This window comes from Paraburkholderia pallida (assembly GCF_004524855.1).
GTDB lineage: Bacteria > Pseudomonadota > Gammaproteobacteria > Burkholderiales > Burkholderiaceae > Paraburkholderia > Paraburkholderia oxyphila.
Genome location: NZ_CP038152.1, coordinates 487,253 through 501,672 on the forward strand (window position 1 = coordinate 487,253; position 14,420 = coordinate 501,672).

The 14,420-nt window shown below is 60.2% G+C and carries 14 protein-coding genes and 1 pseudogene; 5 read left to right on the forward strand and 10 right to left on the reverse strand.

The window, feature by feature from the left end; genetic code table 11:
• Nucleotides 1-1,090: 1,090 nt before the first annotated feature.
• Nucleotides 1,091-1,768: a hypothetical protein gene (locus E1956_RS44965; RefSeq protein ID WP_134760512.1), complete on the reverse strand. Its 678-nt coding sequence runs from the start codon at nucleotides 1,766-1,768 to the stop codon at nucleotides 1,091-1,093.
• On the reverse strand, nucleotides 1,737-2,714 hold the full coding sequence (locus E1956_RS44970) for an AAA family ATPase (RefSeq protein ID WP_134760514.1): 978 nt from the start codon (nucleotides 2,712-2,714) through the stop codon (nucleotides 1,737-1,739). Before E1956_RS44970 ends, E1956_RS44965 begins: the two co-directional genes overlap by 32 nt.
• Nucleotides 2,715-2,822: 108 nt before the next feature.
• On the opposite strand from E1956_RS44970, the gene E1956_RS44975 reads away from it, so the two are divergent.
• The 4 genes and pseudogenes from E1956_RS44975 to E1956_RS47290 all read left to right on the forward strand — a co-directional run bounded on the left by E1956_RS44975 (nucleotide 2,823) and on the right by E1956_RS47290 (nucleotide 5,263).
• Entirely contained in the window at nucleotides 2,823-3,320 is a 498-nt protein-coding gene (locus E1956_RS44975) for a transposase (RefSeq protein WP_134760004.1), read from the forward strand.
• On the forward strand, nucleotides 3,296-3,652 hold the full coding sequence (tnpB, locus tag E1956_RS44980) for an IS66 family insertion sequence element accessory protein TnpB (protein WP_034194821.1): 357 nt from the start codon (nucleotides 3,296-3,298) through the stop codon (nucleotides 3,650-3,652). Before E1956_RS44975 ends, tnpB begins: the two co-directional genes overlap by 25 nt.
• Nucleotides 3,653-3,733: 81 nt before the next feature.
• Nucleotides 3,734-5,044: pseudogene (locus tag E1956_RS44985) on the forward strand (IS66 family transposase); the annotation flags it as partial.
• 108 nt (nucleotides 5,045-5,152) lie between these two features.
• A complete protein-coding gene (locus E1956_RS47290) occupies nucleotides 5,153-5,263 on the forward strand; it encodes a transposase domain-containing protein (RefSeq protein WP_232072627.1) in 111 nt (36 codons plus the stop codon).
• A gap of 85 nt (nucleotides 5,264-5,348) precedes the next feature.
• Here the strand turns inward: E1956_RS47290 and E1956_RS44990 are convergent, their stop codons facing one another.
• The 7 genes from E1956_RS44990 to E1956_RS45020 form a co-directional block, all read right to left on the reverse strand.
• Complete coding sequence (locus tag E1956_RS44990; RefSeq protein WP_134760516.1) at nucleotides 5,349-7,343, reverse strand: integrase; 1,995 nt, start codon at nucleotides 7,341-7,343, stop codon at nucleotides 5,349-5,351.
• Nucleotides 7,340-7,987: a hypothetical protein gene (locus E1956_RS44995; protein WP_134760518.1), complete on the reverse strand. Its 648-nt coding sequence runs from the start codon at nucleotides 7,985-7,987 to the stop codon at nucleotides 7,340-7,342. Before E1956_RS44995 ends, E1956_RS44990 begins: the two co-directional genes overlap by 4 nt.
• Nucleotides 7,988-8,605: 618 nt before the next feature.
• Entirely contained in the window at nucleotides 8,606-8,740 is a 135-nt protein-coding gene (locus E1956_RS47295; protein ID WP_232072513.1) for an HHHH-motif protein, read from the reverse strand.
• Nucleotides 8,741-8,808: 68 nt separating this feature from the next.
• Nucleotides 8,809-9,081, reverse strand: coding sequence for a hypothetical protein (locus tag E1956_RS45000; protein WP_232072515.1), 273 nt, complete (start codon nucleotides 9,079-9,081; stop codon nucleotides 8,809-8,811).
• 927 nt (nucleotides 9,082-10,008) lie between these two features.
• The gene (locus tag E1956_RS45010) at nucleotides 10,009-10,986 is read right to left on the reverse strand and encodes a zinc-binding alcohol dehydrogenase family protein (RefSeq protein ID WP_134760520.1); all 978 of its coding nucleotides are present in this window, start codon (nucleotides 10,984-10,986) and stop codon (nucleotides 10,009-10,011) included.
• 53 nt (nucleotides 10,987-11,039) lie between these two features.
• The gene (locus E1956_RS45015; RefSeq protein WP_232072517.1) at nucleotides 11,040-11,588 is read right to left on the reverse strand and encodes a YybH family protein; all 549 of its coding nucleotides are present in this window, start codon (nucleotides 11,586-11,588) and stop codon (nucleotides 11,040-11,042) included.
• A 28-nt stretch (nucleotides 11,589-11,616) separates the two neighbouring features.
• Nucleotides 11,617-12,609, reverse strand: coding sequence for an amidohydrolase family protein (locus E1956_RS45020; RefSeq protein WP_134760523.1), 993 nt, complete (start codon nucleotides 12,607-12,609; stop codon nucleotides 11,617-11,619).
• A 230-nt stretch (nucleotides 12,610-12,839) separates the two neighbouring features.
• Between E1956_RS45020 and E1956_RS45025 the strand changes: the two genes are divergently transcribed.
• The gene (locus E1956_RS45025) at nucleotides 12,840-13,751 is read left to right on the forward strand and encodes a LysR family transcriptional regulator (protein WP_134760525.1); all 912 of its coding nucleotides are present in this window, start codon (nucleotides 12,840-12,842) and stop codon (nucleotides 13,749-13,751) included.
• A 14-nt stretch (nucleotides 13,752-13,765) separates the two neighbouring features.
• On the opposite strand, the gene E1956_RS45030 is transcribed toward E1956_RS45025, so the two are convergent.
• On the reverse strand, nucleotides 13,766-14,392 hold the full coding sequence (locus E1956_RS45030; protein ID WP_167760361.1) for a queuosine precursor transporter: 627 nt from the start codon (nucleotides 14,390-14,392) through the stop codon (nucleotides 13,766-13,768).
• Between the last annotated feature and the right edge of the window lie 28 nt (nucleotides 14,393-14,420).

Consider the following 14,420-nt stretch of genomic DNA (forward strand, 5'->3'; position numbering starts at 1 on the left):
CTCAGATATCTTGCGGACCGAGGCCGACGAGCATCAAGTCTACGCGCGGCGTTCCCGGTTTGACCTTGATCGGGTCCCCAGTGTCGCAGCATTCATCTTCGGCCACTTCTTCTCGATGGCGCCCGCCTCAGAGGCGCCGATGAGTTGCACGGGCACAAACCAGTTTGGTCCGTCCTGTTCGATGTAGGCCTTGAATAGCGACGATGCACCATAACCGGACTGCTCTGGCACCGTGCCTTGTCCCACCGGGCAGAATACACCGGTGACAGCGGCCCGCCGGGCATCCCTGCCGCCTTCATAACATTCGCATGATAAGACCCTAATTTTTTGCGCTTTAAGCGATCAACTGCGTCCCAACGCTAGCGCCAGCATCGACGGTATCCGCGCGTGATGATCGTCCGTGGGCGGCTGGGGAACGACGAAGGTTTACGCCCTAAGGTATTTGAGGAGGTTCTGCTCGCTACTGGGAATGAGCTCCGTTTTGCACGAGGCGTACGCGTGAAACATCAACGAAAGACAATCGATTCGGCTCAATTCCTTATGCAGCGGGACATTCGGAAGAATTTAGGGTCAATGTTTCACGAAAAAATACATGCGCAGCGGCGAAAATCGTCGAGACACCTGCCGATCTCCCTCATGTGCATCGCCTGAGTAATATTCGTAACAAACACTACGTAATGCGTAATCTGGTTATTCGTCTGCGGACAAAGCTGCCGAATGATCGCAGCGACCGCAGTCAGCCGTTCACTCGGCAGTCTCAAAGAAGTGAAGCCGCGCCTGGCTCGAAGTTCCGCCTTCCATGCTCCCTCATGTTTTCGTTGGAACGCGCATCCCTGGACGGGGACAATCAGCCTGGCCGGCGCGTTGCCTCACGGGATGCTGTTACTCCGGGTTAGTTGTCACCGTCCGGTTGCTTTGCGATGAATGCCGTAGAACGTATTAAATCTGTCTCTACTGCGTAATTAAATGTGTCAACTCGCGTCGGAGCTGTGGGCATGCAACTAACCGTCATTCGCCACCGCCGCTGCCACTGCTTCGCCATAAACCGTTCGGTAAAGGGGAGGGCAGTCTGCTACTCCCGCAGACGGCATTACCCGTTCGACACACCCGAGGCATCAGTGCCTAGTCGTAGAAGCACTCGATCCCGGATCGCATGGCGGTCTTGCCGTCGCATCGCCTGCGTCGTCGAGCGGACCACGAGGCGCCCATAGCAGAAATGTGCACGACACCAGACGCAGCGGAATGGTGCTTCGATCACGCTGCTGTTGATAACGAACGGACTCTGCCGGTGGCACTGCGGACATCGCGTCCGGAGTTCTTGCCGATGGGCCGCACAGCGATCTTCCTCCGCAAGCTGATGCAGCACACTATGGTAGCCGTGGGCCGCGCACTGCCGGCAATACCTGAAAGCCGCGTGGTACCGATCGCGCGGTAAATTGTCGAGCAACGATGTGCGCAACACGTTCTCGGACAGGCGCAGCAGCCGGCGAAGTTCAGTGAGATTGAGCGTGCTTCGCAACGGGATCACCCCTGCGAGTGGATCAACGTCGGGGCACATCAGACGCATCAGCACCTCTCCTGGGAGGGCATTGGCGCAGGCGAATTTCCACAGAATCGAGACGAGGGACTCGCCGGGGATGAGCCAATCGATCTTGAACACGCGGCGCGGCGACCTTCCGGGCTGCCATTCGTCCCAGGTCAGAATAGGAAAGCGCGGTGCCTTGAGCGCTTCACAGCTACGCTGTTGCGAGCACGCGTCCGGTTGCATGGCGAGACTGGATATAGCCGCAGTGCTGTACGGCGTGGGACCACAAAGCCTGCTCGGGGCAGTAACCGGGCGCATCCTTGATCTCGCTTTCCTTCAGGACAATCTCGACGGCGCGTACGAACGACTCCATTGGTAAATCGAGGTTGCCGGGCAAGCTTGCCTTGCGATGTGCAGCTTCGAACGTCTGCCATAACTGACCGGCGTCGCTCACCAGGCGATAACCGGCGTCAAACGCCTCGGGTACGTAAAAGCGTGTGAAGCTCCAGGGCGTGCCCTCCGGGTAGGCAGTCTGATCGTAACCGTTCAGGCACGTGGCGACATCCCGGGCATTGCGGATACCGTAGAACGCGAGTTCGTCGACCATGAGACGCGCAACGATCTGCGTCTTGCCTGCAAGTTGCAAGGCGGTCTTCTGTGCGAGCAGTTCTTCCTGGCCGACGAGAAACGTGAAGAGCTTGATCTGCTGGCGATCAAGCACGTCATGCACGTCTCGCAGCCACTCGTATTCATTTTCATTGAACCTCTGGGCTTCGTCGAGGAACAGGAGCACGGCATTGCTTCCTGAGCGCGCGGCTGCCTCGCGAATACGCAATGACAGGCGGGAGCGTTTGGCCGAACTGGTACCGGCGTTCGGTGCGTGATCATCTACCGCCTCCAGCAGATTCGCGAAGAAGGGCCCTTCAGCATGCCGCGGCCTATGTTCGCACTGCGCATGATAGGTGGTTATCTTCGGGTACTCACGCGCGAGCAGGAGTCGAACATATTCGATGGCCCGCGTTTTACCAACCCGCGATGGCCCATAGATGAGCGCGCCCATGATGCGGTAGCGCAGGCAGCGCGTGACGAGTTCGTAGAACACCTCGATCGCTGGCGTCGCCAGACGATAGTTGCCGGTGACGAGTGGATGCAGTGATGGATCGACTGGACGCGGAATCTGAAGCGACATGACACACCTCGCAGCTTGAACGTATGCGGTCGAGGAACAACGTCCTTCCAATGAGTGGCTGAAGGTCTGAACCTAAGTGTCCGCGTGGACACATGCACTCAGACCGCAATGAACGAGAATCGAGACCTTCGCAGCAGGCTGGTCGTTGGCCAGAAACGGGATGGCCGGCGCGAATTCAATGAGGACGCTGTACGGGAACTGGTCGCACTGTGCCTGAAGCCGGGCGTGTCGATCGCGCGCGCGGCCATGGATCACGACGTCAACCCGAACCAGTTACGTCGGTGGATCGCGCGCTATCAGCCGCAGATCCTGCACGATCCGCGAGAGCCAGACTCAATGGTTATCGATGGCGTCTCGATCGACATTTCTGCGCCGACGGTCAGAAGCGCCGGCAACGCAAATGCCTTCCCGGCGTTTGTTCCCGTCATCCCTGCGCCTGTGTCGCCGTCGACACCGTCTACGCCGGTTCGGTCGATGGCGCTCGCGCTACATGTTCGGTTGCCCAACGGCGTCGAACTCGACTTCGGCGAGGCGGGCGTCGAAGAGATCACGACGATCATCCATGTGCTCGGGAGGCTGGCGTGTTCCGGTTCGACGAAGGTCTGAACGTCTATCTGCACCGCGATCCGGTTGATTTCCGCTACGGAATGAACAGCCTGTCGATTCTCGTGGAACAGGCGATGGGCCTGAACCCGATGGATTCGTCGCTCTACGTGTTCACGAACCGGCGATGTGATCGTATCAAGATCCTGGGCTGGGACAACAACGGGTTCTGGCTATTGCTCAAGAGACTCGAAGCGAAGGACCGCTTCGTCTGGCCCGACAGTAGTACCGGAGTCGTCGCGCTGGACGTCGAACGGTTGCAGTGGCTGCTCAAGGGTGCTGACATTGCCGCGCTTCGGCACCATCCAAAACGACATTATGCTCGTGTGAGTTGAACACGACATTGGCGTGCCGGTCTAACCGACATGCCGATCAACGTCACCCTCTCTGCCGACGAGCTCAAGGCACTCCTGGCGATGCGCGAGGAGCACGCTGCGCTTCAGCGGGAACGTGACGAGCTGCGCAGCACGCTGCGACTCGTGACAGCAGAGCGTGACCTCGCCGAAGAGCGCTTACGCGCTTACCGCCGCGAGCTGTTCGGTGCAAAGAGCGAAGCGCGGGATTCTGATCAATACGGCTTGTTCAACGAAGCTGAAGCGCTTGGTGCAAACTCCACGCCCGCGCAGGAAGACACACCGGAAACGAAGGTTGGCGCACACACGCGCAAGAAGCGTGGTCACCGCAAGCCGCTCGATCCCAGTCTGCCGCGCGATGTCGTACGGCACGAACTGCCCGAAGCCGATCGCTTCTGCGCCAACGACGGACACGCGCTTGTGGAGATCGGAGTCGAAACCAGCGAACAGCTCGACGTGATCCCGGAGCAGCTCCGGGTCATCCAGCACCAGCGCGTCAAGTATGCCTGCCCGTGCTGCGATCTTGGCATCAAGGTCACGCCAGCGCCGCCGCGCATCATCCCGCGTGGACTCCTGAGCGAATCGGCGCTTGCGTGGATCGCTGCCGGCAAGTATCAGTTCGGGATGCCACTCTACCGTCAGGCCGGCCTGCTGCGACGCTTCGGCGGCGATATCTCGTCGAACACCATCGCCGCGAGCATCGTCCGTGTCGGGCTCGCGACGCAACCCGTGATCAACCTGATGCGCGATGCGTTGCTCGATGCCGATCTGATCTACTGCGACGAGACGACATTCCAGGTCCTGAAGGAGAAGGGGCGCAAGCCACAAACAAAGAGCTATCTCTGGTCGCAGATGACCGGTTCGGGCACGCCGATCTGCTGCTTCACCTACACGCCCGGAAGAGGTGCAAAGCTAGCTGACAAACTGTTCACGGGGATCCGTAGGGCGCGGTCCTGATGACCGATGGCTATGAGCCCTATAACGGTATCGCCGAGCGATACCAGCTCGTGCACCTCGGATGCTGGGTTCAGTTGCCGACGCTACTTCGTCAAGGCAGAAGACAATGTGCCCAAGGCAGCGCGCTCGCCCGATCTGCTCGCGACGCGCTTCATCAAGCTGATCGGAAAGTTGTTCGTTGCCGAGGCGCGTAGCGCGGAGTGGGTGGCCGAACGTCGACAGCGATTGCGACGACGGTACAGTACACGCGTGCTCGATGTCATCGAAAAGCTGATGCTCGAGCAGTCGCCTGGCGTCGTGCCGCAAAGCTTACTCGGCAAAGCGCTAACCTACCTGCGCGAACAGTGGCCGAAGCTGGTCCGCTACATCGAGAATGGCGACTGGCCTATCTCGAACAACCCGTGCGAAAACTCAATCCGCCCCTTCTGCGTCGGGCGCCGCGGATGGCTGTTCTCGGACACCGTCGACGGTGCGAACGCTAGCGCCAACCTGTACTCCCTCGTCGAGTCGTGCAAGGCGAATCGCATCGACCCATACCGATATCTCACCTGGCTGTTCCAGCGGTTACCTCTGGCGAAGACTGTCGACGACTACGACGCGCTGCTTCCCTGGAAAATGCCTGCCCACTTCCGCTGACCCACACCGCTACCACACATCACGCGCTCTGCCACCTCGCTCTGAGGGGCGTCCTTCGTGGACCGCATACGCTTGAACAGCGGAGTTAAAACACCTGACCGGTCCCGATCAAAAGCTTTCGGGGGCGAACCAGGGTGCGTGCCTCAAGCTCGTTGACCGTAGTCGCTTGCGCATCCATCCCTGACGCTGGGTCCGGCATGACGGTATATGTGGGCGGGCGGGGCGGACCGACGGGAGTACGTACAGTCGGAGCCGATCCGAGCAGTTGCGTCGCATGAGCAAGTTCCGTCGCCGCCTTGCGGGTCTTCTTCGCCTGTTTCATCTTCTCGTCGACGTAGGCTTCAATGGGGTTGAGGCCGAGGCTGGCGTTGCGTCGCCGCCTGCCGGGTTGCCTGAGAATCTGCTGGCGCAGTTTGAGGTTGTGTGGCGCAACACGCCACGCGCCCTGCGCCTCGAGTACGCCCAGCTCCATGCCGTCAGGCAGGAAAGCGCGCACGGAGCGCAGGTCGTCGGCGTTCATGTAGATCAGCAGATGCTGACCGATGAGGTGCGCGCTCGTTGCAAGGACACGGTTTGTGTAGCGCACGCCATACAGGTTGATGTGCGGACGTACGCCCTGTTGAAGGTAGGCCCGCACGCGACACTGTCGTGCCGACTGCATCAGGCAAAGCGTCCGGCGCTGATGTTCTGCCAGCCAGACGAGCATCGTCTCCCTGCCGCGCACGAAGTACTCCATCGCTTCGAGCGGAGTCGCGTTGTTGAGTCCGCGGTGCGGCGTGCCGTTGTAGCCAGATATGGCGTACTCAACGAGTTCCGCCAGTTCATCAAGGGAGACGTAGAGACGCAGATCGCCCTTGGGATCCGATAGCGCCCGGCGAAGGTCGCGTACGTGAGAACCGGTGTATCCAGGCAAACGTGAAGACAGCCGACTGGCAATCGTGCCGAAGAAGCGTTCGATATAGGGCCGCTCGTCCGGGCTGTGTTTCGGTCCGGCATCAGCGAGGCAGCCGACGAATTCGCACAACGCCGTCAAAGTCTCGTCTGCGAGGTTGGCCTTCGCGTTGTCGAGTCTGATCCACTCCCACGTCACATAGGCCAGTTCGGGCATATGGCCTGACGGGAAGCCATCATGCGGCCCGTACGCGAGGCCTGGTATTGTGAACGTTCGCGCGCGGTGGGGTGTCAGCGCATTCTCGATAGTCTTGATGACGTCGTAGCGGCTGTACTCCCCCAAGGCGATGTGATATCCGATCACGGCACGCGTGCAAACGTCGATGATCACCAGCAGCCATACTCTCTCCATCTCGAATTCATGCGCGAAACCTAGCGGATCGCGCACCACCACCTTGAGACGGACGTCAAGCCGGTGACCGTCAAACTCGACGACCTGATACGGCCGGACCGCTGCGGGTGGACCGGAGTCGTCAACACGCGGCAGGCCTTTGAGATGCGCGGCGCCCGCGGAGCGCGCAGCAGAGCCGAAGCTACGCAGCATCTCCGCCTTCACACGTCGGGAAAGCGAGCGGATCGCATGGTCTGCCGTGTTGAGCGGGTAGTCGGCCGCGGTCAACCCGACTGACCGGCGTTGGCGCAGGAAATTGTCGTGTAGAGACTGCAGGCCGCGCAGACGCGTACGCAGGTGCCCGTCAGTATGGACCTGCTCAAGCCATACATTGCGTTGCTTCACCTGAAGTAGCAGCCACCCTGTCAACGTCGGGTAGCGGTCAAGCAGCTGCGCGAGAGCACCGGCGGCACCGCGGCTGCCGCGCTCGCCGCGTACTTGCACATCACGCACTCGCGCATATTCTGCGATGCGCACGTAGTGGATGAGTGCACGGAAGCCGAAGGGGCGCCCGTCAGGGTGAGTTGTCTGGGCGCGCTCAAGCCAGCGGTACAACTGCCGGCGATTGAAGTGTGTCGATTCTTCGATGGCCCTGATCGGGTCACCAGCGATATAGCGCAATATAGCCTGCCGCCGCGCCTCGAACTTACGGCGGACTGGTTCGTCGAGTTCGGTATGGGCGACAGTGGGCCATGCGTTGACATCGATCGTCTGTAGCTCCGGCTTGCGGCGACTCATGATGTTGGATCCAGCGCGGTGAAGGAGGTGAGCAGCGACGATGGTTGCGTCTGAAGTGCAGAAGCGTTGACGCGACCGGTGTGGAGCAGGCCGAACAAGGCGGCGCGAACGATCACCGGCTCGCTGGTCAGGAACTCGCGCTCGATATCGAGCAGTCGTCGTGGCTCGTCCACGAATTGCAGGATGGCCCGTGGTAACGTTGCCGGCACGAGGCCACGGTTTGCAACAAGGTAGGGGAGGATGCGCTGCCAGTTGTCCGTCCACGCACGCGCCGCGGCGAGCTCAGCCGATGCGACAAACCGCACATCTGCGGTGCCGGCGTCAAGCTCGGTGCGGCGCCCGGCGTGTGACGCGTCTCCATTGGATCCCCCAAGTAGTTCGCTTAGCACAACGAATTCATCGCGATCAACGTAGTGTGCCCAGAAATCGGCAAGGTGACGGTCGTCGTTGATCAGCACATAACCCGGTCGTTCGCAGAAGGTGATTACCTTCGGGTTCGCTTCCAGCAGTAACCATTGTTCAAGCAATGCACGACGGTAGAACATGACGCGGCGCGCGAGCTTGGGGCTGAAGGCTTCGAATCGGTGTGCGCCGCGAGGACGGCCAAGCGCGACCGGCTTGGTTATGTGAAAGGTATCCGCCATGAGATCAGTCTCCTGCCGACGGGATTCGAAGTGTAGGAGGTGAGTTGACGAATTTAATACGGACATATGCGAGTTGACACTTTTATGCCGATTCGAAGGGAAATAAAAGTGTCAACTCGCGCGCGTTGTGGCCCGCGGTTACTGGCGAGGGCCGGTGACAGATTCATTACGTCCTACGCCTACCTCGACACACGTCTACTTATCGGGCGCCGTTTCAGCTGTGCGTCCCGTCCAGCGTCGAATGACACCAGGAAGAACTCCGCGCGGCAAGTGAAGAAGGAAGCCCCCGCAGGCGACATCGGTGGTGGGGCTTCGGCTTCGAAGATAACGTGGCCGCGAGGTCTATGCTGGATCTCCCGGGGCAAACGCACACGCTCGGCAAGCAGGCCTTCGGCAAAGTCGTTCGCCTCGACTGGCAGGTACGTCGACCGAGGCATTGGGCACGAAGGTGCCGGTCCGGCCCGGGATGCTTTCGATGACGGAGATGATTTTCTCCATCTTCGCCGGCAAAGTCGGCCCTCTGGCAGGCAGGTGGCGGTCTGGCTGACCGGCCGCCGACCGTTGTCGATCAAGCGATTTTTCCAGGGTAGAGCGCCGCACTTTGCGCGGCGTGTGCGCTTAATGCACCCAGTGGCAGACGCGATGGTGGTGGTGGTCCCAGTTGCACACCTTGTGCTCGTGAGCCTGCGCAAGTGGGACGAAAATCGTCAGGGCAACGGCGGCCAGCAGGGTGGAGAACAATGCGTTCTTCATGGCGGATCCTTTTGTGGTCAGTCTTGAAAGATACGGCTCGGAATAGGTACAACGGTTGATCGCGCGTTTTACTGCCAGTCGTGATGATCGTGATCGTCGGGGTGGTCATGATGATCGCGATCCTCGGGGTGGCGCGCGACCCATTCGTCATGCTGCCAGTAGCGGTGACCATCCCAGTAGCGGTCGCCGTGCCAGCCGATCGTGATCTGTGCGTTGACGGCAGGTGCGTATGCGGGTGCTGGTGCATAGGCGGAGGGTCCCGCCGGGTACGCGACGCAGCCGGAAAGCTGCGCCGTGATCAGTGCTCCGGCAGCAGCGGCGAATGCAATGCTTGATCTCATGGTTTTATCCTCCTGTTGTCGGTATGCCCGATTATAGGGAGCGCAATTCATGCTGTTGCAACAAGTTGCAACGGTTCGTGACGAAGCCTCGATATTCATATGACGGTCATCCTCAAATGCCGGGCCTGCTGTCTTCGTCAGGTCGAGAGGGAAACAGTTGTCAGCCACACGAGCATTCGTGCGTCCCGGCTATCTGAAGCTGCTGGATGACGCGGGTGCCGGTGAACCGGAGCTGGCGCACTCGCAATCGGGCACGGCGGCGACCCGCAGTTGCTGTCGACCAGCGGAGCCCATTTGCGGTTGCTGACGATGGACGCAGGCGCCCCGTGCACGTGCCACTCAGATCCGGGTCAGGCAACGAATTTTTCGTTGATAGAGTTGTCGCCGCCCAGACGTAGACCGCAACAATTATCACTTCGCCTGAGACCGGATTAAATTCGTCACTTCGCATCGCCAGACAGTGAGGTTGCCCGTTGCCTTGCCTTGACGTGAGGGGATCGCACGATAGAGCTGAACTGCGCTGCAGGTGGGCCGATTTGCGCCAGGCGAGTTACGTCAAAAAACGCGGCCGTCTCGCTAATCCAGAGGATTTTTTGCGGACCGGAGACGGCGCTGCGTGAGGAATGCTCGTAGCCGGATGTTCATGCACTTGCGAAGCAGAGGAGGGTTACCGGTCCTTTCCGGCCGTTCAGCTCGGCTCGAACAATGTGTCGGCAAGCGGGGGGCATCATGGGGAAACAACAGTGGCGGATTCTCGTAGAAGTCGAGGTCCTGCGCGCTGATGGCGGTGACTGGGGCACTCACGACCTTGTCGACATTGCCCGGGGCGAGTGCTGGTCGCAGCAGAGCCATTCCTTCCGCTGTTCGCAGGACCGCAACATGCATCGTGGCCTGCGTCGCTCAGCGGCAGATTTATCAAGCTCTCCTTCACGGCAGCACAACGATCTTGCCACTGGCCTTGTTTTCTTCCATGCATCGATGGGCTTCCACAATGTCCGCGAGCCTGAACACTTTCCCGACCGGGATACGGAGCGTACCTGTCTTTACCTGATCCAGCAGTTCATCGTACGGCGTCGCCATGAATTCATCGACGCCGCCGTCGTAGATCGTCAGTCTCACGGTGCTCGGGATCACGTCCATCGGGCTGAAATTCTCGAACGCCCACTGATTGCCGACGATGCCGGTCATGCACACGACGCCGCCCGGCTTCGCGCAGCGCAACGAGTCCTTCAAGGTCGTGGTTCCGATGAGTTCAAGCACATTGTCGACGCCGCCGGGGGAGACTTCGCCGATTTCCGGCGCGACCGTGCCCGAGTCAATGACGACGCGGTCGGCACCGTTCATGCGCAACGCGTCGCCTTTCTGCGGGTTGCGCGTTGTCGATATCACGAACGCACCGTGCGCTTTGGCGATCGCGGCGGCGGCGAGACCAACGGAGGTCGTTCCACCTCGAATCAGCAGGCGATCCCGCTTCTGAAGCGCAAGCGCCTTGAACAGCGAGCCCCAGGCGGTCTGAAGCATTTCCGGCATCGCGCCGAGCGTTTCCCAGGGCAGGCTGGTAACCAGTTTCTGCACCTGCCGGGCGGGAACGCAGGTGTACTCCGCATAGCTGCCGTCGAAGTCCCGTCCCATGCCACCCATCGCGGTAGCCACTGTATCGCCTTTCGCGAACTCCATTCCGGGTGCGTCTTCCACAATGCCGACAGCCTCGATCCCGAGCACGCGCGGAAACTTCACGTTTGGAGAGAGTCCCTGACGCGTAAACATCTCGGAACGATTGAGTCCGAACGACTTCACGCGGATCAGAACCTCGCCTCGCTGCGGCGACGGTATCGGACGTTGCTCGAGCCTGAGCACTTCAGGCCCGCCCGGCTCGTGGATCACGGCTGCATTCATGGTCGTCATGGACGCCCTCTTGCGGCTCGCGCGCATACGTACACGCGCAGACCAGTTAGACTTCAACCTTCTCTCTGCCTGGGGTCCGTATTGAACGTGTAGAGAACGATCTTCCACGTCCCATCGATCTTCCGAAGCACGAAGACCTCCCGGTTATAGTCGGTCACCTTCTTCCCGTTTTCAATGACGGTGGCCCCCACATGATGGTGCGTGCGAACGACTGCGGTATCGCCATAAACGTTGATCACATCGTAGGCAAAAACGGTCGAGAAATTGGCAATCCTGAAGAGTTTATTATACCCCGCAATCTTCTGCTCACGTGTCGCATAGGTGCGCTTGTTGTTCCATTCGGCGACGCTGTCCTCGGCGAACAGCCCGATGATCGCGGCCGTGTCCCTGGTGTTGAGGGCGTTTTCATAGCGATGCACGACGTCGTAGACCTCGCGCTGTTCTGCGCTCACGGCCGGATCCGACGAGTACGGAATCGCGTCTTCCGCGCAGACGGCCATCGGCGCAGCCAGCGCCAGCCACGTGGCAAGCATGAGTGCCGCCTTGCAGACAATGAGATCACGTTGTTTCATGACCCAGACCTCCTTGTCGAAACGATCCATGACTGTTGCGGATAGCGCCGCCGCAGGCTCATAGCCTGAACAGCTGCATGGCATTCCCGCGGCCGATCTTTTCGCGGTCATTTCCGGCGATTACCGCGTTGTCGAACCACTCGCTCGCCACGGCCATGTTCTCGTACGGGTAGTCGACAGAGAACATGACACGGTCCGTGCCAATTTCAGCGATCGCTGCGTGCAGTCCGGCGGTATGGAAATGGCCGCTGGTCGTGATGTAAAAATTGTGGCTCAGGTATTCCCCCACCGGGCGTTTTGCTGCGCCGAGCCCGATGCCTTCGTGCTGCATTCTCAGCCTGTGCTCGAGGCGTGGCAGCATCAGCGGCAATCCTTCGCCGAGATGCCCGAGTATGATCGAGAGATTGGGGTAGCGGTCGAACAGTCCGCTCAGCATCAGCCGTATCGCGTGGGTCGCCGTTTCGTGTGCAAAACCCCACGCGGATCCGACGAGCGATTCATAGCCTTCGTAGATGCGCTGCTGGCTCGGCAGCGGTTCGCGCGGGTGCAGATAGACCGGAACATCGAGTTGCGCGACGCGCTCCCAGAATTCCCAAACCGGCGCCTCGTCTAGGTATTGAGCAGAATCCGCGCCGCCGACATTCGTATAGCCGTTGATCAACGCGCCGAGCATGCCGAGTTCCTTTACCGCCCGTTCGAGCTCGTCGGCCGCTTCCCTCGGCGATTGCAACGCGACGGTGGCAAATGCGCGAAGGCGTTTCGGGCAGCGTGACGTGAATTTTCCGGTGATTTCATCATTGGTCTTGCGCGCAAACCCGACAGCTTCGCGTGGGTCGATAATCGATTGCGCGCCGGGGGACGTGAGCGAAAGGATCGCAATGTCGATCCCGTTGCGGTCCATGTCCTCGATACGCCGGTCGACGTCGAGCAATCGTGACTCGACGTCGTCCATATAGGCCTGACCGTTTCGGGCGGCTTCCGAAGCTGCGTCCCAAAGGCCGTTATTCAGCGGCGTGCTCAGGTGTTCCTCGAGAACGATCTTTCCCTTCATGACTCGCTCCTTTGAAACGCGGCTTGGCCGGGGCTCGCTCACCGCATGTTGGGAACGTTATAGCAGCGGCGATTTTCCGGTAGCCGGCAAAGCGGGAAAGCGTTTTCCATATCCAGGAAGATCGGAAGGCTATTGCCCGGCGCATTTGCTGCCGGGCTGCCAGTTGGTGTGCCTGGTTGCGACATTTCCGGGAGGCGGCGCACAATTGTCTTTCCAGTGGTGGAAAAGCGATGGCGAACCTCAATTCGCTGGTGATTTTTGCAAGGGTGGTCGAGTCGGGCAGCCTTTCCGGGGCAGCACGGCGGCTCGGCATGCCGGTCTCCACGGTCAGCCGGCATATTGCGGAGTTCGAGCGGACACTGGGCGTTCGCCTCCTCGAGCGCTCCACGCGCCATCTCGCCCTCACCGAACTCGGGAAGGAGGTGTACGAGCACGCCGTGCGGAGTGTCGAACTGGGTAAGGCCATCGAATGCGTCGTCTCCAATCATTTCTCGGACATGTCCGGGGTCCTGCGTCTTTCGGCGCCGCCGAGCATTTCGGATACCTTTCTGATGCCGCTCGTCCTCGAATTCCAGAAGAGCTATCCGAACGTGCGCTTCCAGGTGCTCGTCACCGAGCGCTACGTCGAACATATCGCGGACGGCGTCGACCTCGTGTTCCGTTTCGGCACATTGCGCGACTCGTCGCTGGTCGCGAGGCGTCTTCTGGCTTATCGGCATCGACTGGTGGCGACTCCGGCCTACCTCAAGCAATGCGGGTCGCCCCGCAAGCCGCGGGATCTGCTCGAGCACCGGCTTCTTGCGTTCTCACACTGGAAGCCGGATAGCACATGGTGCTTCGTGCACGAGACGGGCCGCGAAAAACAGACGCTCACGTTTCAGCCGTTCTTTGCCATGAACGATTTTGCGGGCCTTGCGCCGATGCTGTTGTCCAGCGCTGGCATTGGCGAACTGCCCCCTGTAGTTCGGCCTGATCTGGTCCGCGAGGGCAGACTCGTTGAAGTGATGCCGCACTGGCATCTCCAGACATACGATCTTTCGCTCCTGTACCTGGGCAACCGGCATATCTCGAAGCCGTGCAGGCTTTTCAAGGAATTTGCCATTCAAATGGCGCCGGTATTGTTTCCGGATCTACCGGAGTAAGATGTTTCGGCAAGCTAACGTATGATGAATGGGTTGAAATTGGTGCCGTAGTCGTAGTGATCGAGGTTTTCCGCCTGCTTCAGCAAACGAACGACCCGGTACGAGACGGGCAGCATGGCGATTTCCACGAGTACCTTGATTGCCCACCCGACGGTCATGCCGCGAATCAGAAGGCTGCCGGGTAGCAAACCGCGTAATGCGATGCCGTAGAAAAGCGCGGTGTTGACGCCTTCGCCGACCAGGGTCGAGCAAGCAAAGCGTGCCCACAGCCGCCTGCCCTGATCCCAGATCTTCATTTTCGCCAGCACGTACGAGTTGGCGATGTCGCCGGCGAAGAAGGCGGCCAGACCGGCGACCGAAACCTTCACGCCCGGTGAAAAGAGTTGCTGGAACGCCGGGTCGTAGGCAAAGAAGCTCGCCGCCGGCACCAGCAGTTGGGCCTTGGCGATTCCGGAGCCGGTGATCGAGCAGAACATGGAAATCCAGATGACGCGCCGGGCTTGCGCGTAGCCGTAGACCTCGGTCAGCACGTCACCGATCAGGTAGGAAAACGGAAAGTAGAAGACCGTGACGGAGACGCCCAGGCCGAACATGGCAATGATCCTCGAGCCAGTGAAGTCCGACACGAGCAGGAAGGTCACGTTGAGCGCCAGGAGCACACCCAGGTAT

Coding starts and splice junctions, on each gene's coding strand:
- E1956_RS44995 (WP_134760518.1), bottom strand. CDS start 7,987: ATGGCGGATACCTTTCACATAACCAAGCCGGTCGCGCTTGGCCGTCCT.
- E1956_RS45025 (WP_134760525.1), top strand. CDS start 12,840: ATGGCGAACCTCAATTCGCTGGTGATTTTTGCAAGGGTGGTCGAGTCG.
- E1956_RS47295 (WP_232072513.1), bottom strand. CDS start 8,740: ATGAAGAACGCATTGTTCTCCACCCTGCTGGCCGCCGTTGCCCTGACG.
- E1956_RS45020 (WP_134760523.1), bottom strand. CDS start 12,609: ATGAAGGGAAAGATCGTTCTCGAGGAACACCTGAGCACGCCGCTGAAT.
- E1956_RS44965 (WP_134760512.1), bottom strand. CDS start 1,768: ATGCAACCGGACGCGTGCTCGCAACAGCGTAGCTGTGAAGCGCTCAAG.
- E1956_RS44975 (WP_134760004.1), top strand. CDS start 2,823: ATGAACGAGAATCGAGACCTTCGCAGCAGGCTGGTCGTTGGCCAGAAA.
- E1956_RS44970 (WP_134760514.1), bottom strand. CDS start 2,714: ATGTCGCTTCAGATTCCGCGTCCAGTCGATCCATCACTGCATCCACTC.
- E1956_RS45000 (WP_232072515.1), bottom strand. CDS start 9,081: ATGAGATCAAGCATTGCATTCGCCGCTGCTGCCGGAGCACTGATCACG.
- E1956_RS45015 (WP_232072517.1), bottom strand. CDS start 11,588: ATGGATCGTTTCGACAAGGAGGTCTGGGTCATGAAACAACGTGATCTC.
- E1956_RS45010 (WP_134760520.1), bottom strand. CDS start 10,986: ATGACGACCATGAATGCAGCCGTGATCCACGAGCCGGGCGGGCCTGAA.
- E1956_RS44990 (WP_134760516.1), bottom strand. CDS start 7,343: ATGAGTCGCCGCAAGCCGGAGCTACAGACGATCGATGTCAACGCATGG.